Origin of the sequence: Streptomyces sp. CB00455 (genome assembly GCF_001905445.1) — a bacterium.
GTDB lineage: Bacteria > Actinomycetota > Actinomycetes > Streptomycetales > Streptomycetaceae > Streptomyces.
This window is the reverse complement of sequence record NZ_LIVQ01000002.1, coordinates 856013-880584: the sequence shown is the minus strand read 5'-3', so window position 1 is coordinate 880584 and position 24572 is coordinate 856013. Positions and strand designations below refer to the sequence as shown.

Here is a 24572-nt window from a genome sequence, read left to right as displayed (position 1 = left end):
AGACGATGAGACTGACGGGAAACCCCCAACCCTTCCCTGATGCCGAGCGGCGCGGACCCCGCCCCCCGAAGCCCCCGCCCGCCCCTCCGTGACCCCGCCCGGCGTAGACGCCGCCCCCCGCCCCTCACCCCACCTCCGCCGCCACCGGGGTGATCGTCGTTTCCGGGGGGCCCTGGGCGTCCGCCTCGCGTTGGCGTTCCGCGCTGTCGCTGATGCGGAGCAGCAGGGCGATCATGATCCAGTTGGCCAGGAGGGACGAGCCGCCCTTCGCCAGGAAGGGCAGGGCCTTGCCCGTCAGGGGGATCAGGCCCGTCACGCCGCCCGCCACCACGAAGACCTGCAGGGCCAGCGCCGAGGCGAGGCCCACCGCCAGCAGCTTTCCGAAGGGGTCGCGCGCGCCGAGGGCCATCCGCAGCCCCCGCTGCACGAGGAGGGCGTACAGGAGCAGTACCGCCATGACGCCGGCCAGGCCGAGTTCCTCGCCCACCGTCGTCAGGATGAAGTCGCTGCGGCCCGCGAATGCGATCAGCTCCGGGTGGCCCATGCCGAGGCCGGTCCCGGAGATGCCGCCGGTGCCGAAGCTGAACAGGGCCTGCGCCGACTGGTCCGAGGTCACGCCCGGCGGCCGGTTCTCCCAGTAGTACGACAGCGGCTCCAGCCACGCGGCCACCCGCGCCTTGACGTGCGGTTCCGTCGAGCCCACGACGAAGGCGCCCGCCGACGCCATGAGCACGCCGCACACGATCCAGCTGGTGCGCTCGGTGGCGACGTAGAGCATCACCACGAACACCCCGAAGAAGATCAGCGACGTGCCGAGGTCGCGCTCGAAGACGAGCACCAGCATCGAGACGATCCACACCGTCACGATGGGACCGAGCTGGCGCATCGGGGGCAGGCGCACGCCCAGGAACTTGCGACCGGTCAGCGCCAGCGAGTCGCGGTGGACGACGAGGTAGCCGGCGAAGAAGATCGCGATCATGATCTTCACGAACTCGCCGGGCTGCAGCGAGAAACCGAAGAGTTTGATCCAGCGCTTCGCGCCGTAGGTGTCGGCCCCGAAGAACGCGGGCGCGATCAGCAGCACCAGGGCGACGGCCATGGTGATGTAGATGAAGCGTTGCAGCAGGCGGTGGTCGCGCAGCAGGGCCAGGGCCAGGATGCAGGCGGCGATCCCGACCACCGTCCACATCAGCTGCTCCGGAGCGTTGGCGTCCGAGTTGTACCGCTCGATGTAGCCCTGGTCGAGCCGGTGCAGCAGGACGAGCCCCAGCCCGGTCAGCAGCATGGCGAGGGGGAAGATCAGCGGATCGGCGTGGGCGGCGAAGCGGCGCACCCCCAGGTGTCCCACCAGGGCCAGCAGGGTCATGCTGATCGTGAATCCGGTGAGGTTGGGCGGCAGCTCGCCGTTCATGGCGAGGCCGGCGGCCGAGTGGCCGAGGACGGCGATGGCGACGACGAAGGCGAGCAGCAGCGCCTCGGTGCGCCGGCGGGCACCCGCCCGCGTCAGGGGTTTCAGACCGCGCACGGGATGCCGCCGCCGGCCGTGGGGGCGGGCCGGGGTGGCACGGGGGGTGACGCCTGGCGTCCGGCCGGGGGTGCGGGCGGCGCCGGGAGTGCGTCCGGCCGGGAGGAAGCGGCGCCCGGTGCGCTCGGGCTCGCAGGGGACTTGGGCCCGATCTGCTCGGCAATGAGGCGCTTTATCTTCATATCTTCTACGACGTCGCGGCCCTCACCATGGTTCCTGCCGAAGCCCCCGGCGGGGAGTGGTGTGCACGGCATTCCTTCGCCGCCCTCTCCCGCAGCCGGACCGTCCGTGTGGTGCGGGTGGTGAGATCGCACAGATCCCGCCGGGCCCGCCAAGGGGGCCGCAGCGGCGGCCCCGGCGGGACTGCGGAGGGAATCCGTGCTGGTCAGAGCCGTGTCGGCAGCTGGTGCGGGCCACGTGCGAGGGCGGTTGGCGTCACCGCGGACCCTGGCCGCGCAACGCCCGGCAGGCAAGAAATTGGCACTCCGCTTGACCGAGTGCTAATCCCCGGAATAGTGTCGCACCTGGCACTCACCACTGGTGAGTGCCAACACAGCGACAGGCAGGTCCGGCACCCGCGACGACGGATCGACCTGGTCGCCACCTCAGACAGTTAACCCCGGATCTCCGAAGGGGGAGGTCGGATCGTGACGACCGCCAGCTCCAAGGTTGCCATCAAGCCGCTCGAGGACCGCATTGTGGTCCAGCCGCTCGACGCCGAGCAGACCACGGCCTCTGGCCTGGTCATCCCGGACACCGCGAAGGAGAAGCCCCAGGAGGGCGTCGTCCTCGCGGTGGGCCCGGGTCGCTTCGAGGACGGCCAGCGTCTCCCGCTGGACGTCACCGTCGGCGACATCGTGCTGTACAGCAAGTACGGCGGCACCGAAGTGAAGTACAGCGGCGAGGAGTACCTCGTCCTCTCGGCTCGCGACGTGCTCGCGATCGTCGAGAAGTAATTCGCTTCCAGTTTTGATTTGAGCTGCGCCCCTGGTCACCCTGCTGATGCCGGGCGGCGAGGGGCGTAGTTCGTTCTAGGCGGTGGAGGTCGCGGTGAGCGGCCGAGGATCGCAACGAGAGGACTGAACCGCTCCCATGCCGAAGATCCTGAAGTTTGACGAGGACGCCCGTCGTGCCCTCGAGCGCGGCGTCAACAAGCTTGCCGACACGGTCAAGGTGACGATCGGCCCCAAGGGCCGCAACGTCGTCATCGACAAGAAGTTCGGTGCGCCCACCATCACCAACGACGGTGTCACCATCGCTCGCGAAGTCGAGCTGGACGACCCGTACGAGAACCTCGGCGCCCAGCTCGTGAAGGAGGTGGCGACCAAGACCAACGACATCGCGGGTGACGGCACCACCACCGCCACCGTGCTGGCCCAGGCGCTGGTCCGCGAGGGCCTGCGCAACGTCGCCGCGGGTGCTTCCCCGGCCGCCCTGAAGAAGGGCATCGACGCCGCGGTCAAGGCCGTGTCCGAGGAGCTCCTCGCGACCGCCCGTCCGATCGAGGACAAGTCCGACATCGCCGCCGTGGCCGCGCTCTCCGCGCAGGACACCCAGGTCGGCGAGCTCATCGCCGAGGCGATGGACAAGGTCGGCAAGGACGGTGTCATCACCGTCGAGGAGTCCAACGCCTTCGGCCTGGAGCTGGAGTTCACCGAGGGCATGGCCTTCGACAAGGGCTACCTCTCCCCGTACATGGTCACCGACCAGGAGCGTATGGAGGCCGTCCTCGACGACCCGTACATCCTGATCAACCAGGGCAAGGTCTCCTCCATCCAGGACCTCCTGCCGCTGCTGGAGAAGGTCATCCAGGCCGGCGCCTCGAAGCCGCTGCTGATCATCGCCGAGGACGTCGAGGGCGAGGCGCTCTCCACCCTCGTCGTCAACAAGATCCGCGGCACCTTCAACGCGGTTGCGGTGAAGGCCCCCGGCTTCGGTGACCGCCGCAAGGCCATGCTCCAGGACATCGCCACCCTCACCGGTGCGACCGTCATCTCCGAAGAGGTCGGCCTCAAGCTCGACCAGGCCGGTCTGGACGTACTGGGCACCGCCCGTCGCGTCACGATCTCCAAGGACGACACGACCATCGTCGACGGTGGCGGCAGCCACGAGGAAGTCGTCGGTCGCGTCAACCAGATCAAGGCCGAGATCGAGTCCACGGACTCCGACTGGGACCGCGAGAAGCTGCAGGAGCGCCTGGCGAAGCTCGCCGGCGGCGTCTGCGTCATCAAGGTCGGCGCCGCCACCGAGGTGGAGCTCAAGGAGAAGAAGCACCGCCTTGAGGACGCCATCTCGGCGACCCGCGCCGCGGTCGAGGAGGGCATCGTCTCCGGCGGTGGCTCCGCGCTCGTCCACGCCGTCAAGGTCCTGGAGGGCAACCTCGGCCTGACGGGCGACGAGGCCACCGGTGTCGCGGTCGTGCGCCGCGCCGCCGTCGAGCCGCTGCGCTGGATCGCCGAGAACGCCGGTCTCGAGGGTTACGTCATCACCTCGAAGGTCGCCGAGCTCGACAAGGGCCAGGGCTTCAACGCCGCCACCGGCGAGTACGGCGACCTGGTCAAGGCCGGCGTCATCGACCCGGTGAAGGTCACCCGCTCCGCGCTGGAGAACGCCGCTTCCATCGCCTCCCTGCTGCTCACGACCGAGACCCTGGTCGTCGAGAAGCCGGCCGAGGAAGAGTCCGACGCGGGCCACGGCCACGGTCACAGCCACTGACGCCCGATGCATGAGAAGGCCCCGGTCACCGCTGCCAAGCGGGGGTGACCGGGGCCTTCCCGTCTGCGGTCAGCCGGGCATCATGCCCATTTGGCGCATCAGGCCGGGGGCGTCGTAGTACCACCAGCCCTCTGCGATCAGGCCGTTGTCGAAGCGGAAGGTGGTGCAGCCGGACATGGTGCATTCCCTGCCCTCGGGCGCAACTCCCATGAACTCGCCGTGCTGGGTGCCCTTCCAGTCCCAGAGCGTGGTGACGCAGTCCCCTTCGGCGATCTGGCGGGTCCGCTCGAAGGTGTACTCGAAGGCGTCGCGCCACATGCCGATCGTCCGGCGCAGTCCGTCGCGGTCGTTGCCGCCGCCCTCGGCCCGCATGATGTCGTGGTCGAGGTAGTCAGCCGCGAAGCACTCCTCCATCGCCGCGAAGTCGGCGTTCATGAGGATCTCGTCGAAGACCCGGTTCGCGGTCATCTTGTTCATGTGCTCGTCGCGGACCACGTCGAGGTTCATGAACGTGGGCATGCCCTCGCAGAGGGACACCATCTCCTGGAACATCCGGTCGGTCTCGGGGAGCTGAGAGTTCTTCATGGCCTCCTCGTACGAGGGGAATTCGACGAGGTCGACGTAGTGGGTCCGGGATTCCCGGTCCCTGCCGATCATGGTGTGGGTGACCGTGCGCCTGCCGCTGGTCTGCTCCGCGTAGCGGTCGATGAGGGCGTTCATCTCATCGAAGCGCATGGTCTCGTAATCAATCACCTGTACGAATGTCATCGCGAGGCCTCCCTGCGTGTGGGATATGTCCAGTTTAGGGAGATATCACCCATTCGGGCGGCTTACTGGCGAGTCATTGCGGCCCGTACTTGCGGCCCGTGCGCGAGGACACCCCGCCCAGCAGGCCGCGCGGCGTCAGCTTGACCACGCCCATCAGCGCCTTGTACCGCGGGTCCGGGATCGACACCGTCCTGCCGCGCGCCAGGTCCGCCAGAGCGGCCGCCACCAGCTTGTCCGCGTCGAGCCACATCCACCCCGGGATGTTGTCCGTCCCCATGCCCGCGCGCTCGTGGAACTCCGTCCGGACGAAGCCCGGGCACAGGGCCATCAGCCGCACCCCGCTCCCCGCCAGGTCCTTCGCCGCGCCCTGGGTGAACTGCACGACCCAGGCCTTGCTCGCCCCGTAGGTGCCCCGCGGCAGGAAGGCGGCGACCGAAGCCACGTTGATCACACCGCCGCGGCCGCGCTCGCGCATCGAGGAGGTGGCCGCCGAGGTCAGCCGCAGCACCGCCTCGACGTGCACCTTCAGCATGGTGAGCTCGTCGGCCATGGAGACTTCGAGGTAGCGGCCCTTGTTGCCGAAGCCCGCGTTGTTGACCAGCAGGTCCACCGGGTGCGTACGGTCGCCCAGGCGCTGTTCGACCGCCGCGATCCCCCCTTCCGTGGCGAGGTCGGCGGCCAGTACCTCGGCCTCGATGCCGTGCCGGTCGTGCAGTTCGGTGGCCTGTTCGCCCAGCCGCTTGGTGTCGCGTGCCACCAGCACCAGATTGTGGCCCTGGGCGGCGAGCCGCCGGGCGAAGGCGGCGCCGATGCCCGCCGTGGATCCCGTAATCAACGCAGTCGTCATAGGCGCAACCTAGCGGCCCCGGGTGACGCCTCTACCTCGCCCCGTCCTCGACCCCGTACTTCTCCACGTACCGGCGCACGGTCTCGTGGGCCTGCGGCTCCATCGCGGCGCCCGCCACGAGGGTGCGCGGCAGCAGGGCGCGCTCGGTGGTGAAGGCGCGGAACCAGAGCTCCACCGTCACGTCGTGGTCCGGGCGGTGGATCACCTCGATGCGGTCGCCGGCCCGGACGGATCCTTCTTCGATCACCCGCAGGTACGCGCCGGGGCGCACCGTCCGGGTGAAGCGCCGGACCCACGCGCTTTCCCCGAGGGCTCCCTGGAAGGTCCGGCACGGGATGCGGGCCGAGGCCACTTCGAGGACGGGACCGTCGCCGACCCGCCAGCGCTCGCCGAGGCGCGCGGAGTTCAGGTCCAGGCCCGAGGTGGTGAAGTTCTCGCCGAACACCCCGTCGGGCAGCTCGCGGCCCAGCTCCGCCTCCCAGAGGTCCAGGTCCTCGCGGGCGTACGCGTAGACGGCCTGGTGGTCGCCGCCGTGGTGGCGGCGGTCGCACACGGCGTCACCTTCGAGTCCGCTGCCCAGCCCCGTGGCGCGGGGGCCCGGCGCGAAGACGCGGACCGGGCCGGACACCGGGCTCTTGCCGTGGCCGGTGGTGCCGCTCGGCGCGTCGGTGTAAGGAACGGCCATGGCGCGGCCGATGTTCACGGATATCAGGTGTGTGGGGCCCATGGCGGACAAGTTATCCGAGCGGTCCCAAAGCGTCACGCCCGTATGTGCCGGGCGGTCAAAGCGGGGCTTATGCTCGACGGGTGATCGAGGCACGCCATCTCCGGGTCCTGCGCGCCGTCGCCGGGACCGGGTCCTTCTCCGCCGCCGCCCGCGAGCTCGGCTGCACCCAGCCGGCCGTCTCCCAGCAGATGAAGGCGCTGGAGCAGTCGGCGGGAACACCGCTGCTCATCCGTACCGGCCGTGAGATGCGGCTGACCCAGGCGGGCGAGGCACTGGTCCGGCACGCCGCGGGGATCCTGGCCGGGCTGACCGCCGCCGAGGAGGAGGTCGCGGCCATCGCCGGGCTGCGCGCCGGCCGGGTCCGGCTGGTGTCCTTCCCCAGCGGCAGTTCCACGCTGGTGCCGACCGCGCTGGCCGCCATGCGCGCCGAGCATCCGGGGACGCGGATCTCCCTGGTGGAGGCGGAGCCGCCGCGCTCGGTGGAGATGCTGCGCGAGGGGGACTGCGATGTGGCGCTCGCGTTCCGCTACGGCACGGCCGCGGGCTCCGCGGCGGAGTGGGAGGACCTGGTCGTGCGCCCCCTGCTGACCGACCGGCTCGTCGGACTGGTCCCGGCGGGGCACCGGCTGGCCGGGGCGGAGCGCGTGGGCATGGCGGAGCTGGCCGGCGAGCCGTGGATCGCGGGATGTCCGCGGTGCCGGCGGCACCTGGTCGAGGTGTGCGAGGTCGCGGGCTTCACCCCGCGCATCGACTTCGCGACCGACGACTACCCGGCGGTGGTCGGGCTGGTGGGGGCCGGGCTGGGCGTGGCGGTGCTGCCGGAACTCGCGGTGGAGTCCGTACGGGCCAAGGGCGTGAGCACGGTGGCGGTGGAACCGGCCGTCGAACGGGAGGTCGTGGCCCTGACCCTGCCCGACCTCGCCAGGGTGCCGGCCGTGGCCGCCACTCTGGCCGAGCTGGAGCGCGCCGGCAGGCGCTGATGCGGGGTACCGCGCCGCCCGCCGGCCCGGGGGCCGGTGCCCCCGGGAACCGCGCCGCCGGCTACCGCCGGACGGGTGGCGCGGTGTGCGGGAGAAACGTTCCTTCCGACGTTTCGTGCTCCGTTCAGTGCGGGGCGATCGGTCCGATCGCACTGGACGCCGGGATCAGACGGTGCCGGGCCCGGCCCATCAGTTCCTCCCGCTCGTCCTCGGTGAGTCCTCCCCAGACCCCGTAGGGCTCGCGGACGGCGAGCGCGTGCGCGGCGCATTCGGAGCGCACCGGGCAACGCATGCAGACCTCTTTCGCCGAGGCCTCGCGCGCGCTCCTGGCCGCGCCCCGCTCACCTTCCGGGTGGAAGAAGAGGGAGCTGTCGACCCCTCGGCATGCAGCGAGCAGCTGCCAGTCCCACAGATCGGCGTTCGGTCCGGGGAGGCGGGAGAAATCTGCCATGGGTAGTCCTCATCCTCTTGGTGCCGGTACTGAGGCGGATACGGTGCATGTCTCCACACCTACTGTCGTAGTAGATGTAAATATGACTCATTGGGAATCTAGCCTCAGACATGTGCCAAACGGAAGGAAAGCCGCCAAATAGGGCATAGCTCCAGATGGACGACACGCCACTCGTGGTGCCCGGGCCGTGATCGCTTCCTCACGTAGAGTGCTGAAGGTGTCCGTCCGACCCGTAACTCTTTCGAGTGACCATCGTTGAGAGTGCGAAGGCGGTTGAACCCATACGTCCTCGGACAGGTGTCCGGGGGCATCGACCGCTCAGGTGACGATACGTACCAGCCTGGAGGCTCAAGGTGACGCGCATCAGCAGCTGCGGAGGGCGGTCATGACATCCGTCCTCGTCTGCGACGACTCCCCGCTTGCCCGAGAGGCGCTCCGTCGCGCGGTTGCCACCGTGCCCGGCGTCGAGCGTGTGACGACGGCTGCCAACGGCGAGGAAGTCCTCCGCCGCTGGGGTGCCGACCGCTCCGACCTCATTCTGATGGATGTACGGATGCCCGGGCTGGGCGGTGTGGAGACGGTTCGCCGGCTGCTCTCGGCCGACCCCGGGGCCCGCATCATCATGCTGACGGTCGCCGAGGACCTGGACGGCGTGGCCCTCGCGGTCGCCGCCGGCGCCCGCGGCTACCTGCACAAGGACGCCTCGCGCGCCGAACTGCGGGCCACGGTCACCCAGGCCCTGGCCGACCCGACCTGGCGACTGGCCCCGCGCCGGCTCCGCTCGGCCGAGATGGGCGCCGCGCCCACCCTCACCGCCCGTGAGATCCAGGTGCTGGAGGGCATGAGCCACGGCCGGTCCAACGCGGAGATCGGGCGCGAGCTCTTTCTCTCCGAGGACACGGTCAAGACGCACGCCCGCAGGCTGTTCAAGAAGCTCGGGGCCTCGGACCGGGCGCACGCCGTGGCGCTCGGCTTCCGCTGGGGCCTGGTCCGCTGACCCGCAAGTCGCGGCCCGGCCCGCCGGCGGACCGCGAGGTCCGGGGCCGGTGAGCGGCTGCGGTCCCGTCCGCCCAGGCGGACGGGGCGGCGCGCCGCCTTCCGGTCCGGCCCGGCCCGTCCCGTCGTACCCCGTGCGCACCCGGGGGTTGGAGGGGCACAATCCGGGGGACGTGTCGCTTCGTGCGCGATGCCGCATCCTTGAGGGTGTGCCGCATCCTTGGAGATGTGGAGTCCTGGGGACCATTCGGCCGAGCGGGGAGGGGAGGGTGCAGACCATGAGTACCGGCGCACCCGCTCATAACGCTTCGATGCACAACCAAGGCCACGGTGCCGCGGATGCTCCGGCGCCAAGGCACCATGGATTGATGCGCGACGACGAGGCCACGGGGTCACCCGCGGCCACAGGCTCCACCGGCGCCGCCAGAGGCGGGAGCGCCGGGGCTGTCAGCGCGCTCGTGCGCCGAGCGGTCGAGGGCGACGAACAGGCCACGCACGACCTGCTCGCCTTCGTCCACCCCCTCGCCATCCGCTACTGCCGCACCCGGCTCTCGCGGCTTCCCGGTGATGCCCGCCACTTCGTGGAGGACCTGGCGCAAGAGGTCTGCGTCGCCGTCCTGATGGCCCTGCCGCGCTACCGGGACACCGGGCGCCCCTTCGAGGCCTTCGTCTTCGCCATCGCCGCGCACAAGGTCGCCGACCTGCAGCGGGCCGCCATGCGCCATCCGGGCAGTACGGCCGTGCCCTCCGACGAGATGCCGGAGCGGCCCGACGACTCGCTGGGCCCGGAGGAGCGGGCGCTGCTCAGCAGCGACGCCGCCTGGGCCAAGAAGCTGCTGGCCAACCTCCCCGAGAACCAGCGCGAGCTCCTGGTGCTGCGGGTGGCCGTCGGACTGACCGCCGAGGAGACCGGGCAGATGCTCGGCATGTCCCCGGGCGCGGTCCGCGTGGCCCAGCACCGGGCACTGAGCAGGCTGCGGGCGCTCGCCGAGCAGTAGCGGGCAGTAGGAGGAAGGCACGAAACTTCCCCCTGGCCTTCGTCGTGGAATGAGACGCTGCGGGATCCCGTTAGCATGGACATCCGCGCTGAGCAAGACCATTGGGAAGGTGTCATGACTACCGACGGAGTGCCCGACAAATTCGCCACGCTCGGACTGACCTACGACGACGTGCTGCTGCTGCCGGGCGTGTCGGACATGGCGCCGGACGAGATCGACACCTCCTCCCTCATCTCGCGGAACGTCCGCGTCAACGTGCCGCTGCTGTCCGCCGCCATGGACAAGGTCACCGAGGCCCGCATGGCCATCGCGATGGCACGCCAGGGCGGCGTGGGCGTCCTGCACCGCAACCTGTCGATCACCGACCAGGCCAACCAGGTCGACCTGGTCAAGCGCTCCGAGTCCGGCATGGTCACCGACCCCATCACGGTGCACCCGGACGCGACGCTGCGCGAGGCCGACCAGCTGTGCGCCAAGTTCCGCATCTCCGGTGTCCCGGTCACCGACGCGGCCGGCAAGCTCCTGGGCATCGTCACCAACCGCGACATGGCCTTCGAGTCGGACCGCAGCCGTCAGGTGCGCGAGGTCATGACCCCGATGCCGCTGGTCACGGGCAAGGTCGGCATCTCCGGCGTGGACGCCATGGAGCTGCTGCGCCGCCACAAGATCGAGAAGCTCCCGCTCGTGGACGAAGCGGGGATCCTCAAGGGCCTCATCACGGTCAAGGACTTCGTCAAGGCCGAGAAGTACCCGAACGCCGCCAAGGACAAGGAAGGCCGCCTGCTCGTCGGCGCCGCCGTCGGCGTCGCCGGAGACGCCTACGACCGCGCCCAGGCGCTGATCGAGGCGGGCGCCGACTTCATCGTCGTCGACACCGCCCACGGCCACTCCCGCCTGGTCGGCGACATGGTCTCCAAGATCAAGTCGAACTCCACGGTCGACGTCATCGGCGGCAACGTCGCCACCCGCGACGGTGCCCAGGCGTTGATCGACGCCGGCTGTGACGGCATCAAGGTCGGCGTCGGCCCCGGTTCCATCTGCACCACCCGCGTCGTCGCCGGCATCGGCGTCCCGCAGGTCACCGCGATCTACGAGGCCGCGCTGGCCGCCAAGGCCGCGGGCGTCCCGGTCATCGGCGACGGCGGCCTGCAGTACTCCGGTGACATCGCCAAGGCCCTGGTCGCCGGCGCGGACACGGTGATGCTCGGCTCGCTCCTGGCCGGCTGCGAGGAGTCCCCGGGCGAGCTGCTCTTCATCAACGGCAAGCAGTTCAAGTCCTACCGCGGCATGGGTTCGCTCGGTGCGATGCAGTCCCGCGGCGACCAGCGCTCCTTCTCCAAGGACCGCTACTTCCAGGAGGGCGTGGGCGGCGACGACAAGCTCATCCCCGAGGGCATCGAGGGCCAGGTGCCCTACCGCGGCCCGCTCTCCGCGGTGGTGCACCAGCTCGTCGGCGGTCTGCGCCAGTCGATGTTCTACGTCGGCGGCCGCACCGTCCCCGAGCTCCAGGACCGGGGCCGCTTCGTCCGGATCACCTCGGCGGGCCTCAAGGAGAGCCACCCGCACGACATCCAGATGACGGTGGAAGCACCGAACTACAGCCGCAAGAGCTGACACCGCCGTACGTGGAGGGGCGGGCCCGGAGCCAGCGAGGAAACGCTGCCGCCGGACCCGCCCCTTCGCCGTGTGCGCCCGCGCGACGCACCGTCCCTGCGGCCGTACGTCCGTACAGCGGTCACCGAAACGCAGTCCCGCGCCCGTCGGGGATACTGGACGGGCAGACCCAGAGGAAAGGCCACCACACGTGACTGAGATCGAGATCGGGCGCGGCAAGCGCGGCCGCAGGGCGTACGCGTTCGACGACATCGCCATCGTCCCGAGCCGGCGGACCCGGGACCCGAAGGAGGTCTCGATCGCCTGGCAGATCGACGCGTACCGCTTCGAGCTCCCCTTCCTGGCCGCCCCCATGGACTCGGTCGTCTCCCCGCAGACCGCCATCCGCATCGGCGAGCTCGGCGGCCTCGGCGTGCTGAACCTCGAGGGCCTGTGGACCCGGTACGAGGACCCGCAGCCGCTGCTCGACGAGATCGCGGAGCTGGACGAGGCGACCGCGACCCGCCGCCTCCAGGAGATCTACGCGGCCCCGATCCAGGCGGACCTGATCCGCCGCCGGATCAAGGAGGTGCGCGACTCGGGCGTCGTCACCGCCGCGGCGCTCTCCCCGCAGCGGACCGCCGAGTTCTCCAAGGCCGTCGTCGAGGCGGGCGTGGACATCTTCGTGATCCGCGGCACCACCGTGTCGGCGGAGCACGTCTCCGGCGCCGCCGAGCCGCTGAACCTCAAGCAGTTCATCTACGAGCTCGACGTCCCGGTCATCGTGGGCGGCTGCGCCACCTACACGGCGGCCCTGCACCTGATGCGCACCGGCGCGGCGGGCGTGCTGGTCGGTTTCGGCGGTGGCGCCGCGCACACCACGCGCAACGTGCTCGGCATCCAGGTCCCGATGGCCACCGCCGTCGCGGACGTGGCCGCGGCCCGCCGCGACTACATGGACGAGTCCGGCGGCCGCTACGTGCACGTCATCGCCGATGGCGGCGTGGGCTGGTCGGGCGACATCCCGAAGGCCGTCGCCTGCGGCGCGGACGCCGTGATGATCGGCTCCCCGCTGGCCCGTGCCACCGACGCGCCCGGCAAGGGCAACCACTGGGGCATGGAGGCCGTCCACGAGGACGTGCCGCGCGGCAAGAAGGTCGACCTCGGTACGGTGGGCACCACCGAGGAGATCCTCACCGGCCCCTCGCACAGCCCCGACGGCTCGATGAACATCTTCGGCGCGCTGCGCCGTTCGATGGCCACCACCGGCTACAGCGAGCTCAAGGAGTTCCAGCGGGTCGAGGTCACCGTGGCGGACTCGCAGCACAGCCGCTGACCGGCTCCCGCGGGTCCCGTACCACCGCGTACGGATCCGGGGGCGCGCGGACGAACGCCGGAGGGCCGGCACCCCGATCAGGGTGCCGGCCCTCCGGCGTGTGCGGGGCGGCGCCTTCGCCGGGAACCGGGTCAGGCCGCGGTCTTGCGGGCCGTCTGGAAGGCCGCGTAGGCGCCGACGGCGAAGAAGAGGTACGTCAGCGGGTCCGCGTCTTGCTTCCAGACGTCGAACAGCAGGGAGACGGAGACGCCGAGGTCCAGCATGTCGAGCATGCTCACGCCGAGCTGATGGGCGTCGATCACGGCGATGCCGAGGATCTGCCCGGCGAAGACGGCCGCCACGGACAGCAGGGCGCTCACGACGGGCACGACCGGGTTCGGGCCGCCCAGCTTGCCCGCGGCGAAGCCGATCAAGGCGCCGACACCGACAGCGGCGTAACCGATCTCGTGCCTGGACGCGCCGATGATCGCGCCGTAGATTCCGGCGGTGACCAGCGCGACGACGACGGCGGCGGCGACGCCGAGGGCCAGGTTCCCGCTGCGGGCCGGGGCCGGGGCGGGCGGGGCCGCGGTGAAGTCGTCGGGCTCGGGCGGCTGCGGGAAGTTCTGGCTCATTGTGTGATCCCCCCGGGGATACAGGACGCACACGTGTCCCGGGGACTTGTGTGCGAGATGAGTGACGCCGCAGGCTAGCAGCAGGCCCTGCCATCCGTGGGGGGATTTGCGGAGGTCAGAGACGGTGGGCCGCGCCCGCCGGGCTGGCGCCGCGGGTGTCGAGGAGCAGCTGGGCCTTCACCGCCAGGCCCTGCAGGTCGTAGGTGCGGTGGTGCTGGAGCAGGATCGTCAGGTCGGCGTTGGCGGCGGCCTCGTACAGGGATTCGGCGCGGGGCACCGGCAGGTCCCTGACGCGCCAGCCCGCGATGAAGGGGTCGTGGTAGCTGACGGACGCGCCCAGGTCGAGGAGGCGGCTGGCGATCTCGCGCGCCGGGGAGCCCTCCTGGTCGGCGAGGTCGGGCTTGTAGGTGACGCCGAGCAGCAGGACGCGGGCTCCGCGGGCCGACTTGCCGTGCTCGTTCAGCAGGGTGGCGGAACGCTGGATGACGTACTGCGGCATCCGGTTGTTGATCTCCTGCGCCAGGCCGACCATGCGCAGCGGGTGGCCGGGGGTGCGGGTGGTGTGGGGGAGGTAGTTCGGGTCCAGGGGGACGCCGTGGCCGCCGACCCCGGGGCCGGGGCGGAAGGCCTGGAAGCCGTAGGGCTTGGTCTCGGCGCAGCGGATGACGTCCCACAGGTCGACGCCGAGATCGTGGCAGAGCACCGCCATCTCGTTCATGAGGGCGATGTTGACGTGCCGGTAGTTGGTCTCCAGGAGCTGCACGGTCTCGGCCTCGCGCAGGCCGCGGGCGCGGACGACCTTCTCGGTGAGGCGGGCGTAGAAGGCGTGCGCGGACTCGGTGCAGGCGGGGGTGAGGCCGCCGATGACCTTGGGGGTGTTGGAGACGCCGTGCGTGCGGTTGCCCGGGTCGAGGCGGCTGGGGGAGTAGGCCAGGTGGAAGTCCCGGCCGGCGCGCAGTCCGGAGCCCTCTTCGAGGATGGGACGGAGGTGGTCCTCGGTCACGCCGGGGTGGACGGCGGATTCGAGGATCACCGTCGTGTGCGGGCGCAGCCGGGCGGCGAGCGCGTGGCCGGCCTCCCCGACGGCGGAAAGGTCGAGCGCGCGGTCGGCCCCCAGCTGGGTGGGGGCGCAGATGACGGCGGTGCGGACCCGGCCGAGCTCGGCGGGGTTGGTGGTGACCCGGAAGCCGGCCGCCGACATGCGGCGGATCTCGGCGGCGGTGAGGGTGGAGTCCGTGACCGGACCGCTGTCGTAGCCGACCGTCTCGATCCCGGCGGCGACGGCCGCCTGGGCGAGGGGGAGGCCGAGATGGCCGAGTCCGATGACGGCGAGGTCTGCGGGCATGGGGGTGCCGTCCCTTCCCTGACATGAGGGGGATGCGCGCGCAAGCCCTGTGGACAGGCAAAGCCCCGAAGAGCTGGCGCAATGTCAGACTAGGCGTATATATGAAAGATATGTCGCATTCTGGGGTAGTGGTCGCCGTTGTGTTGTCCACAGCCGGTGGCTGATGTGGGTGCGGACGGTCAGAATCATGAAACGGGGGCATGCGAGCGGGATCACTCGCACGACGCGGGGGCAGGCCCGCACGAACGGGAGGCAGCCGTGAGGACAGCGACACTGGGACCGGCGCAGCGCGCCGAGGCCCTCGCCAAGATGGCCGAGCGGGAGCTGGACGTCCTGGTCGTGGGCGCGGGAGTGGTCGGCGCCGGCACCGCGCTCGACGCGGTGACCAGGGGCCTGTCCACCGGGCTGGTCGAGGCGCGGGACTGGGCGTCCGGCACCTCCAGCAGGTCGAGCAAGCTGATCCACGGCGGACTGCGGTACCTGGAGATGCTCGACTTCGCCCTCGTGCGGGAGGCGCTGAAGGAGCGCGGCCTGCTGCTGGAGCGCCTCGCGCCGCACCTCGTGAAGCCGGTGCCGTTCCTGTACCCCTTGCAGCACAAGGGCTGGGAGCGGCTGTACGCGGGCTCGGGCGTCGCGCTCTACGACGCGATGTCGGTCTCCAGCGGGCACGGGCGCGGACTGCCGGTGCACCGGCACCTGTCGCGCAAGCGCGCACTGCGGGTGGCGCCCGCCCTGCGCAAGGACGCCCTGGTGGGCGCCCTGCAGTACTACGACGCCCAGATGGACGACGCGCGCTACGTGGCGACGCTGGTGCGGACCGCATCGGCGTACGGCGCGCACTGCGCCAACCAGGCCAGGGTCATCGGCTTCCTGCGCGAGGGCGAACGGGTCGTGGGCGCACGCGTGCGGGACGTCGAGGACGGCGGTGAGTACGAGATCCGCGCCAAGCAGGTCGTCAATGCGACCGGCGTGTGGACGGACGACACCCAGGCGCTGATCGGGGAGCGCGGGCAGTTCCACGTCCGGGCGTCGAAGGGCATCCACCTGGTCGTGCCGAAGGACCGGATCCACTCGTCCACCGGGCTGATCCTGCGGACCGAGAAGTCGGTGCTGTTCGTCATCCCGTGGGGTCGGCACTGGATCGTGGGGACCACGGACACCGACTGGGACCTGGACAAGGCCCACCCGGCGGCCTCCAGCGCGGACATCGACTACCTGCTGGAGCACGTGAACTCGGTGCTGGCGGTACCGCTGACGCGGGACGACGTGCAGGGCGTGTACGCGGGCCTGCGGCCGTTGCTGGCCGGCGAATCGGACGCGACGAGCAAACTGTCGCGCGAGCACACGGTGGCGCACCCGCTGCCGGGACTGGTGGTGGTCGCGGGCGGCAAGTACACGACGTACCGGGTCATGGCCAAGGACGCCGTCGACGAGGCGGTGCACGGGCTGGACCAGCGAGTGGCGCAGTGCGTGACGGAGGACGTGCCGCTGGTGGGCGCGGAGGGCTACCGGGCGCTGTGGAACGGGCGGGCGCGCATGGCGGCCCGGACGGGTCTTCACGTGGCGCGGGTGGAGCACCTGTTGAACCGGTTCGGCTCCCTGACGGAAGAGCTGCTGGACCTCATCGCCGCCGACCCGGGCCTCGCCGAGCCGCTGGCCGGGGCGGACGACTACCTGCGGGCGGAGATCGTGTACGCCGCCTCGCACGAGGGCGCCCGCCACCTGGACGACGTGCTGACGCGGCGGACGCGGATCTCGATCGAGACCTTCGACCGTGGGACGCGGTCGGCGCGGGAGTGCGCGGAGTTGATGGCGCCGGTGCTGGGCTGGGACGAGCAGCAGATCGAGAAGGAAGTGGAGCACTACGAGAAGCGGGTCCAGGCAGAACGGGAATCGCAGCGCCAGCCGGACGACCAGACGGCGGACGCGGCGCGGCTGGGGGCGCCGGACATCGTTCCGTTGTAACTCCGGAATGCGGAACGGGGAACCGCGGACCCGGGGCGTCCGTCCGTTGCGAGGTGAGGAACAATGAGGGTTCTGCCGGGGCGGGTTACCGCGGACCCCGGCCGCTGCCGGGGCTGCCGGAGCGGGCGGCACGATCGCAGAGGGGACGCATGTCGAAGCCGGAGCACACCGAGTCGCCTGCGGCGAAGCCCGGGGTGGACGGGGCCGGTGCCACTGCGCCCGCCGTTGCGCCTGCGGCGAAGCCCGAGGATGGGAAGCCCGGCGCGGGCGGGGCGTCAGCTGCTGCCGCTGCCGCTGCCGCGGCGGAGCCCGGGGACGCCAAGTCTGCCGGTTCGCCTGTGGCGGAGCCTGAGGGTGTGAAGCCTGGCGAGGGTGGGTCGTCAGCTGCTGCCGCTGCCGCGGCGGAGCCCGAGGACGCGAAGCCTGCCCCTGCCCTTGCGGCGGAGTCCGGGGACGCCAAGTCTGCCGGTGCGCCTGTGGTGGAGGTCGGGGATGCGAAGTCTGCCGGTTCGCCTGCGGCGAAGCCTGAGGGTGTGAAGCCCGGCGCGGGCGGGGCGTCAGCTGTTGCCGCTGCCGCGGCGGAGTCCGGGGACGCCAAGTCTGCCGGTGCGCCTGTGGTGGAATCCGGGGACGCGAAGTCTGCCGGTGCGCCTGTGGTGGAGGTCGGGGACGTGAAGGGGGCGGGTGCTGGGTCTGCGGGCGGTGCTGACGGGGCGAAGTCTGCCTCCGGGAAGGTGGCGCCGGTGGCTGACGGTGTGAAGGCCGGGGGCGGGAAGCTGCGGCTGGGCAAGGGTCAGACCGCCGATGCGCGCGCGGACGCGAAGCCCGCCGGCGGGGTGAAGCCCGCGGACGGCAAGCCGGCAGCGGGCAAGGCGGCCGACGCCAAGGCGGCCGACGCCAAGGCGGCCGATGCCAAGGCGGGCGCCGCCAAGGTGGGCGCCGTCGAGGGCGCGGCCGTCGGCGGCAGGAAGGACGTGGCGGCGAGCGGCAAGGACGCCAAGGACAAGGGGCGGCTGCTGGCCGGTCGCTACCGGCTCGGGACCGTGCTCGGCAAGGGCGGTATGGGTACCGTCTGGCGGGCCGAGGACGAGACCCTCGGCCGGACCGTCGCCGTCAAGGAACTCCGTTTCGGCTCCGGTGTCGACGAGGACGAGAAGCGCCGCCTCATCACCCGCACCCTCCGCGAGGCCAAGGCCATCGCGCGGATCCGCAGCGGCGGAGCGGTCACCGTCTACGACGTCGTCGACGAGGACGCGCGCCCGTGGATCGTCATGGAGCTCATCGAGGGCCCGTCGCTCGCCGAGTTCATCCGGGAGAACGGCCCCCTCACCCCCCACCGCGCCGCCGAGGTCGGCCTCGCGGTGCTCGACGTCCTGCGCGCCGCCCACGGTCAGGGGATCCTGCACCGGGACGTCAAGCCGTCCAACGTGCTGATCGCCGCCACCGGCCGGGTCGTCCTCACCGATTTCGGCATCGCGCAGGTCGAGGGCGACCCCTCCGTCACCTCCACCGGCATGCTCGTCGGAGCCCCCTCCTACATCTCGCCCGAGCGCGCCCGCGGCTACAAGCCCGGCCCGCCCGCCGACATGTGGTCGCTCGGCGGCCTGCTGTACGCCGCCGTGGAGGGCGTGCCCCCGTACGACAAGGGGTCCGCACTCGCCACCCTCACCGCCGTGATGACCGAGCCGGTGGACCCGCCCAAGAACGCGGGCCCGCTGACCGAGGTCATCTACGGTCTGCTCGCCAAGGACCCGGCCCACCGGCTGGACGACGCACGGGCCCGGGCGCTGCTCACCGCCGTCGTCAACGCGCCCGAGCCCGCGCCTGTCCCCGTGCCGGCCCCGGTCGCCGATGAGACGCGGCACATACCGCTCATCGACGCCAAGGAGGCCGCCGAGAAGGCCGCCGCGGAGAAGGCGGCCGAGAAGGCGGCGAAGAAGGAGCGCGAGCGCCGGGAGCGCGAGCAGCGCGAACGCGCCCGCGCCGCCCTGAAGTCCGCCCGCAAGGCGGCGGCCGCCGCCACGGCCACCGCTGCCGCATCCGCCGCGGAGCCCCCGGCGGCCAAGCCCGCCGCCAAGCCCGCGGGCAAGGCGTCGTCGGTCGTGGCCCCGCTCACCGACGTCATGCCGCGCCGGACCATCGTGCTCGCGATAGCCGCCGTGGTCGTGGTGCTCGCGGTGGTCGGCTCGCTGATCGCCTACGCCATGAGCGGCGACGACACCGGCCGCAAGGACGCGGGCAAGGGCGGCAAGCCCACCCCCGCCGCATCCGCCAAGCCGTCGCCGGGCGGCGGCACATCGCCCTCGCCCCAGCCCTCCGCGAAGCCGGGCGAACAGGGCGGCCAGACCGGCGGGGGCGGCCAGGGACAGCAGACGCCCGCCCCCGACGGGGGCGGCAGCGGCAGCGGCAGCGGAAACGGCAGTGGCAGCCAGGGACAGGGCACCACGGGCGGGGCTCCGGTAACGGGCCTGCCCGCGGGCTACACCTTGGTGACGGAGCCCGGCTTCCACTTCTCGATAGGGATGCCCGAGGGGTTCAAGCAGACGGGCATAGCGGGCGAGAACTCCGGCGTCATCTACAGCCGTGACGGCGGATTCCCGCGCATCCAGGTCGACTACACCGGCAGCCCCGGCGACGACGCCCGCGCCGCCTGGGCCGAGTCGGTCCCCGGCACGTCGAAGAGCAGCACGGGCTACCACCACATCAGGATCGACACGGTGGAGTACCGGGGCTACCCGACCGTCGCGGACTGGGAGTTCGAACGGGAGCAGAAGGGGACCAAGGTCCGGGTCCTGAACCGCGGCTTCAAGATGGACGCCAAGCACGGCTACGCCATCATGATCAGCTGCCCCGCCGACCAGTGGGGCGGCCCCGAGTGCACCCAGATGCGCGCCACGGCGTTCGAGACCTTCCAGTCGCTGAGCTGACCCCGGGACGCGGGCACCCCTCCCGACGTATCGTGGCAGCGGGGCCACGGGGGACCCACCGCACTCGGGGGAGGCGAAGTGGAGGACTACGCGGGCCGGATCCTGGCCCACCGCTACCGTCTGCCGCTGCCGCCGTCGGACGAGTACGAACTGGTGGAGACCCGGGCCTTCGACACCCGTAGCGGGCAGGAAGTCCTGTTACGGCAGGTGCCGTTGCCGGAGGTCGTGGATGCCGAGTTGCTGGATGGGCCCGGGGCCGCCTTGGCGGCCGGGCGGCGTACCCCGGCGGACCTGCCCGCCGTCCGTCGCGCGATCGAGGCGGCGCAGGCCGCGGCCTCGATCCCCGACCACCCCCGGCTGGACCAGGTCTTCGACGTGTTCGCCGAGGGCGGCTCGCTGTGGATAGTGAGCGAACTCGTCCCGGCCAGGCCCCTGGCGGCGCTGATCGCCGACGAACCGCTGAGTCCCTACCGGGCGGCCGAGGTCGCCTCCGACGTGCTGACGGCCCTGCGGGTGCTGCACGCACACGGCTGGACCCACCGGAACATCACCGTGCGGACGGTGCTGGTCTGCGACGACGGAAGAGTCGTGCTGACGGGCCTGGCGGCGGGAGCGGCGGAGGATGCCCTGTGCGGCTACGACCCCGTCCCGGGCAGCGGCGACGCCCCCGACGAGGGATCGGGCTGGGGACGGCCCCCCGCTCCGGCGGAACAGGCGCCCGGTGCCGTAACGGAGTTCGCCTTCGGGACCCCCGCCCCCGGCCGTGACACGGGCGGCTCGGTGCCCGGTACGGGGCTCGCCCTGCGCGGCCCCGCGGAGCCGGCCCTTCCCGGCGGCCGTGACGGCGGTGGTTGGGACGGCTCGGGCCACCCGAGCCGGCCGGGCGAGCCGGGCGAGCCGGACCGGCCGGTTTCCCCCGGCCTCCCGGACCACCCCGGCCTCCCGGACCACCCCGGCCGCCCGGACTACGCCGACCACCCCGACTACGTGGACCGTCCCCGGTACGCGGCAGGTCAGGAGGAGCCCTGGACCGACGCCGGCCGCGCCTTCGGACCCGAGGCCGGTCCGGAGCCGGGGCCCGGAACCGGGACCGGGCCGGCGTACGCGCCTCTGGTGGCTCCCGGGTACGACACCGGGCCCCGCTACAACGACCACATCACCCCCGAACGCTCCGAGGACCGGCCCGATCTCAAGGCCGCCGCGCGCGCCGGGGCCATCGCCGCGTACCGGGCCGGTGCGCGGGCGGCCGCCGCCAAGGTCAGCGAGCAGCGCAAGTCCGATCCCGTGGCGCCGGAGCACAGGCCCGAGGGATCTACCCTGCCGCAGGGGTACTCCTACCCGTACGGCGGCCCGGAGAGCGGCGCCCCGGCCTGGCACGGTGCCGCCCCCCGCCGCCCGGAGCTCTCCGCACCCGAGGCGGAGCCGCGGTCGGAGCTGGAGCCGCGCCCCGGGCTCGAGCCGCTGCCCGAGCTGGAGCCCCGGCCCCCCCAGCAGCCCGCACTCGATCTCCCCGCCCAGGGGCAGGCGCACGTCCCGGCCGAGCCCGAGGGTGGTTCCGGCCGGCCTGTGCTGCCCGCACAGCTCGCGCTGCCGCAGGGCTACCGCCAGGCCGACGACACCCCGGACCTGCGTGCCCCGCAGGCCGGGCGGGACCCGCGGCAGCAGACGGCGTCGCAGCAGCCGGGGCCACACCACCGGCCGCAGCCGCACACCCAGCCGCACACCGAGGCACAGCGCCGGCCGCAGCCCCAGCCGCTGCCGCAGCCCCAGTCCCAGCCGCAGCCGCAGCCGCGGATCCAGCCCCAGCCCCAGCCCGGCCGCCCCGACCGGGGCGGTCCGCTGACCGGTCTGGACGCCGAGCGGGCCCGGCAGACGCGGATGGCCGTCGTCGGCGCCGTCACCGAGCGCTGGGCCCCCGAACAGGCCCGTCCCGTGCACGGACACTGGCAACTGGCACCCCCGGTCGGCCCCGCCACCGATCTCTGGGCACTCGGCGCCCTGCTGTACCGCGCCGTCCAGGGGCACGCGCCCTACCCCGAGGACAGCGTCGCCGAGCTCGTCGAGATGGTCTGCGCCGAGCCCCCCGCCTTCGCGGAGGAGTGCGGGGCGCTGCGCCCGGTCGTCGAGTCGTTGCTGCGTCAGGACCCGACCGAACGGCCCGACTTCGAGGAGCTTCGCGGCTGGCTCCGCTCGCTCGTACGGTCCGCGCCCGAGCCCGACGCCGGCTTCGGCGTCCTTCCGGTGTCGGAGCCGGATCCCGCGCGCCTGCCCGTCGTGCGCCGCCGCGGCGACCTCCACGGGCGCCACCGCAATCCCTCCGCCCCCCGCAAGCCCCGTTCCCTCGGCCGGAGCCTGCTCCTCGGCATCATGGTCCTCCTCGCGGGCGCCGTGGCGTACGCGCTGTTGTTCATGCCCCGGTCGGCCGGCCCGGCGGGCGGGGGCGGCACCGCGCAGACGCCGCCGAGGCAGAGCCCGTCCCACGTCCCCACCGGCACCCCCGAGTCCAAGCCGGCGCCCCAGACGGCCACGCCGCCCCCCTCCGCGTCGGCCGCCCCCGTGCCCGCTCCGGCCGGATACACCGCCCAGCAGGATCCCGAGCACTTCGAGATCGCGGTCCCGGACGGCTGGGAGCGCCGCGGCATCAACGAAGCGGGCCAGGTCCGCTACACCGCGGGGCAGTTCACGCTGACCGTCGTCCCCGGCCGGGACAAGGTCGAGGGCAATCCTGATCCGGCGGCCTACCAGAAGGACAAGGAGCAGGAGCTGACGCCGTACCGCACCTCCACCTGGTCGACCGTCGGCGACGTCAAGACCACCAAGGTCGGCCAACAACTGCGCGCCACGGGCCGGTACACGTGGATCGACGGCACCGGGCGCAACGTCTTCGCGCGCAACTTCGTCGTGGCACTGGGCGGTACCTACCACGTCGTCATGGTGACCGGCCCGGAGGACGAACAGGGCAAGGTCACCGAGGTCTTCGAGAAAGCCACGGCGAGTTACAAGTCGGGTGGCTGACTGCGGGCTGACGCCCGATCAGTACGGCGATTGCGTCACAGTGCGGCCATTCGGCGCCCCGGCGGTTCCGGCAGCGCCCGTGGGCTCCGTAATCTGGCCTGAGGTGCAGAGAGCGGCGGGGTTTCGTGGAACAGCAGACAGGTGGGGGCGCCGTGCTGGCGGGCCGGTACCGGCTCGTCGAGCCGATCGGCCGCGGCGGCATGGGCAAGGTGTGGCGCGCGCATGACGAGCTGCTCCACAGGACCGTCGCCGTCAAGGAACTGACGGCGGGTCTGTACGTGGCGCAGGCCGACCGGGACGTCATGCACGCCCGGACGCAGAAGGAGGCCCGGGCCGCGGCCCGGATCCAGCATCCGGCGGTCGTCGTCGTCCACGACGTGCTGGAGCACGACGACCGGCCGTGGATCGTCATGGAGTACATCGACGGTCCCTCGCTGGCCGATGCGGCCAAGGAGGCGGGTCGGATCGAGCCCCGCGAAGCCGCCCGGATCGGACTGCACGTGCTGGGTGCGCTGCGCGCCGCGCACGCGGTCGGCGTCCTGCACCGGGACGTGAAGCCGGGCAACGTCCTGCTGGCCAGGGACGGCCGGGTACTGCTGACGGACTTCGGGATCGCCGCGATCGAGGGCGACTCATCGATCACCCGAACCGGTGAGATCGTCGGCTCCATCGACTACCTGGCGCCCGAGCGGGTCACCGGAGGGTCACCGGACCCGTCCTCCGACCTGTGGTCGCTGGGCGCCACCCTGTACACGGCCGTGGAGGCCCGTTCGCCCTTCCGCCGTACTTCACCGATCTCCAGCCTCCAGGCAGTGGTGAACGACGAACCGCCGGCGCTGCGCCAGGCCGGCGCACTCGGGCCGGTCATCACGGCCCTGCTGCGCAAGGACCCGCTGGAGCGTCCTTCGGCCGCCGAGGCCGAGCGGATGCTGCTGGAGGCGATGGAGGGGCGTGAGCCGAGGGCCGCGCAGGCGTACGTGCCGACGCGCGCCGTGACCCCGGAGGAGCTGGCCCCGGCGCAGGAGGCCCCCGAGCGGCCGGCCGCCCCGCTGGAGACCGGCCGGACGGCGCTCCTGCCGGAACCGTCCGCGCCCGCAGCGGCCCCCGTCCCCGCGCCGCCCGCCGCGGCGGGCCGGATCAGGCGCGCGGCGGCCGTCGCCCTGGTGGCGGCGCTGCTCGGCGGCGGCGGTGTCTTCTGGGTGCTGAAGTACACCGCCGGGACGCACGGGGACGGCGGTGACGACAAGAACGTGAGCGCCCCCGACGGGCAGGGCGCCGACACCAAGAGCGGGCAGGCGCCGGGTGCTCCGGCCGGCTGGAACAAGGTCACCGATCCGGCGGGCTTCACGCTCTTCGTGCCCGACGGCTGGCAGCGCCAGATGGACGGCGATCAGATCGACTACACCCCCGACAACGGCAAGCACCGGATCCGGATCGCCATGGACGAGACCGCGGACTTCGACACCCCGCTCGAGCATCTGCTCGACCTGGAGAAGCAGGTCAAGCCGCGGCTGCCGGGGTACGAGCGCAAGCGAATGAACCAGAACACCTTCCGGGACAGCACGCGGGCGGCCCGGTGGGAGTTCAGCTGGACGGAGAAGGTGAACTTCCCCGGGGCGCGGCGGGCGATCGAGCAGATGTACATCGCCCCCGACGACACCGAGTACGCGGTGTACATGTCGGGTCCGACCGCCGACTGGGCGACCACGCAGAGGCAGTTCGACACCGTGCTCAGTGGCTGGCAGCCGCGCGCCGCGGCGCGGTGAACGC

18 protein-coding genes are annotated in these 24572 nt (G+C 72.0%); 11 read left to right on the top strand and 7 right to left on the bottom strand.

Features of this window, described 5'->3' with window-relative positions; all coding sequences use genetic code 11:
- Positions 1-124: 124 nt before the first annotated feature.
- A complete protein-coding gene (locus tag AMK16_RS11395) occupies positions 125-1525 on the bottom strand; it encodes an FtsW/RodA/SpoVE family cell cycle protein (RefSeq protein WP_073912805.1) in 1401 nt (466 codons plus the stop codon).
- A 647-nt stretch (positions 1526-2172) separates the two neighbouring features.
- Here AMK16_RS11395 and groES point away from each other — a divergent pair.
- Together groES and groL are read left to right on the top strand one after the other, a co-directional pair.
- Positions 2173-2481 (top strand): co-chaperone GroES, encoded by a 309-nt coding sequence (gene groES / locus AMK16_RS11390; protein ID WP_030011064.1) that lies wholly within the window; start codon positions 2173-2175, stop codon positions 2479-2481.
- A gap of 136 nt (positions 2482-2617) precedes the next feature.
- Positions 2618-4240 carry a chaperonin GroEL gene (gene groL, locus AMK16_RS11385; protein WP_073912803.1) on the top strand — a complete coding sequence of 541 codons (1623 nt, stop codon included), beginning with the start codon at positions 2618-2620 and terminating at the stop codon, positions 4238-4240.
- Between the two features lie 69 nt (positions 4241-4309).
- Here the strand turns inward: groL and AMK16_RS11380 are convergent, their stop codons facing one another.
- The 3 genes from AMK16_RS11380 to AMK16_RS11370 all read right to left on the bottom strand — a co-directional run bounded on the left by AMK16_RS11380 (position 4310) and on the right by AMK16_RS11370 (position 6582).
- Positions 4310-5008 (bottom strand): ester cyclase, encoded by a 699-nt coding sequence (locus AMK16_RS11380; RefSeq protein ID WP_073912800.1) that lies wholly within the window; start codon positions 5006-5008, stop codon positions 4310-4312.
- A gap of 73 nt (positions 5009-5081) precedes the next feature.
- On the bottom strand, positions 5082-5855 hold the full coding sequence (locus tag AMK16_RS11375; protein ID WP_073912797.1) for an SDR family NAD(P)-dependent oxidoreductase: 774 nt from the start codon (positions 5853-5855) through the stop codon (positions 5082-5084).
- Between the two features lie 31 nt (positions 5856-5886).
- Positions 5887-6582: an MOSC domain-containing protein gene (locus tag AMK16_RS11370; RefSeq protein WP_073912794.1), complete on the bottom strand. Its 696-nt coding sequence runs from the start codon at positions 6580-6582 to the stop codon at positions 5887-5889.
- An 80-nt stretch (positions 6583-6662) separates the two neighbouring features.
- Between AMK16_RS11370 and AMK16_RS11365 the strand changes: the two genes are divergently transcribed.
- Entirely contained in the window at positions 6663-7562 is a 900-nt protein-coding gene (locus AMK16_RS11365) for a LysR family transcriptional regulator (RefSeq protein ID WP_073912791.1), read from the top strand.
- A 124-nt stretch (positions 7563-7686) separates the two neighbouring features.
- On the opposite strand, the gene AMK16_RS11360 is transcribed toward AMK16_RS11365, so the two are convergent.
- Positions 7687-8013 (bottom strand): WhiB family transcriptional regulator, encoded by a 327-nt coding sequence (locus AMK16_RS11360; protein WP_030027725.1) that lies wholly within the window; start codon positions 8011-8013, stop codon positions 7687-7689.
- 385 nt (positions 8014-8398) lie between these two features.
- Between AMK16_RS11360 and AMK16_RS11355 the strand changes: the two genes are divergently transcribed.
- The 4 genes from AMK16_RS11355 (at position 8399) to AMK16_RS11340 (ending at position 12936) form a co-directional block, all read left to right on the top strand.
- On the top strand, positions 8399-9010 hold the full coding sequence (locus tag AMK16_RS11355; RefSeq protein ID WP_003948568.1) for a response regulator transcription factor: 612 nt from the start codon (positions 8399-8401) through the stop codon (positions 9008-9010).
- Between the two features lie 367 nt (positions 9011-9377).
- The gene (locus tag AMK16_RS11350; protein ID WP_073912788.1) at positions 9378-10007 is read left to right on the top strand and encodes a sigma-70 family RNA polymerase sigma factor; all 630 of its coding nucleotides are present in this window, start codon (positions 9378-9380) and stop codon (positions 10005-10007) included.
- Positions 10008-10121: 114 nt separating this feature from the next.
- A complete protein-coding gene (gene guaB / locus AMK16_RS11345; protein ID WP_073912786.1) occupies positions 10122-11621 on the top strand; it encodes an IMP dehydrogenase in 1500 nt (499 codons plus the stop codon).
- Between the two features lie 190 nt (positions 11622-11811).
- Positions 11812-12936 (top strand): GuaB3 family IMP dehydrogenase-related protein, encoded by a 1125-nt coding sequence (locus AMK16_RS11340; RefSeq protein ID WP_073912783.1) that lies wholly within the window; start codon positions 11812-11814, stop codon positions 12934-12936.
- A gap of 131 nt (positions 12937-13067) precedes the next feature.
- On the opposite strand, the gene AMK16_RS11335 is transcribed toward AMK16_RS11340, so the two are convergent.
- Together AMK16_RS11335 and AMK16_RS11330 are read right to left on the bottom strand one after the other, a co-directional pair.
- Complete coding sequence (locus AMK16_RS11335; protein ID WP_073912780.1) at positions 13068-13550, bottom strand: hypothetical protein; 483 nt, start codon at positions 13548-13550, stop codon at positions 13068-13070.
- A gap of 115 nt (positions 13551-13665) precedes the next feature.
- A complete protein-coding gene (locus AMK16_RS11330; RefSeq protein WP_073912777.1) occupies positions 13666-14895 on the bottom strand; it encodes a nucleotide sugar dehydrogenase in 1230 nt (409 codons plus the stop codon).
- Positions 14896-15153: 258 nt separating this feature from the next.
- On the opposite strand from AMK16_RS11330, the gene AMK16_RS11325 reads away from it, so the two are divergent.
- The 4 genes from AMK16_RS11325 to AMK16_RS11310 all read left to right on the top strand — a co-directional run bounded on the left by AMK16_RS11325 (position 15154) and on the right by AMK16_RS11310 (position 24568).
- Positions 15154-16860, top strand: coding sequence for a glycerol-3-phosphate dehydrogenase/oxidase (locus AMK16_RS11325; protein WP_073912774.1), 1707 nt, complete (start codon positions 15154-15156; stop codon positions 16858-16860).
- Between the two features lie 743 nt (positions 16861-17603).
- The gene (locus AMK16_RS11320; RefSeq protein WP_443333551.1) at positions 17604-19787 is read left to right on the top strand and encodes a serine/threonine-protein kinase; all 2184 of its coding nucleotides are present in this window, start codon (positions 17604-17606) and stop codon (positions 19785-19787) included.
- 78 nt (positions 19788-19865) lie between these two features.
- Entirely contained in the window at positions 19866-22802 is a 2937-nt protein-coding gene (locus tag AMK16_RS38080) for a protein kinase (RefSeq protein WP_073912771.1), read from the top strand.
- A 125-nt stretch (positions 22803-22927) separates the two neighbouring features.
- A complete protein-coding gene (locus AMK16_RS11310) occupies positions 22928-24568 on the top strand; it encodes a serine/threonine-protein kinase (protein WP_073912768.1) in 1641 nt (546 codons plus the stop codon).
- Positions 24569-24572: the final 4 nt, after the last annotated feature.

What these genes read in the sequence shown, in the direction of transcription:
- AMK16_RS11335 (WP_073912780.1), bottom strand. Translation starts at nt 13,550, where the DNA reads ATGAGCCAGAACTTCCCGCAGCCGCCCGAGCCCGACGACTTCACCGCG.
- AMK16_RS11355 (WP_003948568.1), top strand. Translation starts at nt 8,399, where the DNA reads ATGACATCCGTCCTCGTCTGCGACGACTCCCCGCTTGCCCGAGAGGCG.
- AMK16_RS11350 (WP_073912788.1), top strand. Translation starts at nt 9,378, where the DNA reads ATGCGCGACGACGAGGCCACGGGGTCACCCGCGGCCACAGGCTCCACC.
- AMK16_RS11360 (WP_030027725.1), bottom strand. Translation starts at nt 8,013, where the DNA reads ATGGCAGATTTCTCCCGCCTCCCCGGACCGAACGCCGATCTGTGGGAC.
- AMK16_RS11375 (WP_073912797.1), bottom strand. Translation starts at nt 5,855, where the DNA reads ATGACGACTGCGTTGATTACGGGATCCACGGCGGGCATCGGCGCCGCC.
- guaB (WP_073912786.1), top strand. Translation starts at nt 10,122, where the DNA reads ATGACTACCGACGGAGTGCCCGACAAATTCGCCACGCTCGGACTGACC.
- AMK16_RS11330 (WP_073912777.1), bottom strand. Translation starts at nt 14,895, where the DNA reads ATGCCCGCAGACCTCGCCGTCATCGGACTCGGCCATCTCGGCCTCCCC.
- AMK16_RS11370 (WP_073912794.1), bottom strand. Translation starts at nt 6,582, where the DNA reads ATGGGCCCCACACACCTGATATCCGTGAACATCGGCCGCGCCATGGCC.
- groL (WP_073912803.1), top strand. Translation starts at nt 2,618, where the DNA reads ATGCCGAAGATCCTGAAGTTTGACGAGGACGCCCGTCGTGCCCTCGAG.
- AMK16_RS11380 (WP_073912800.1), bottom strand. Translation starts at nt 5,008, where the DNA reads ATGACATTCGTACAGGTGATTGATTACGAGACCATGCGCTTCGATGAG.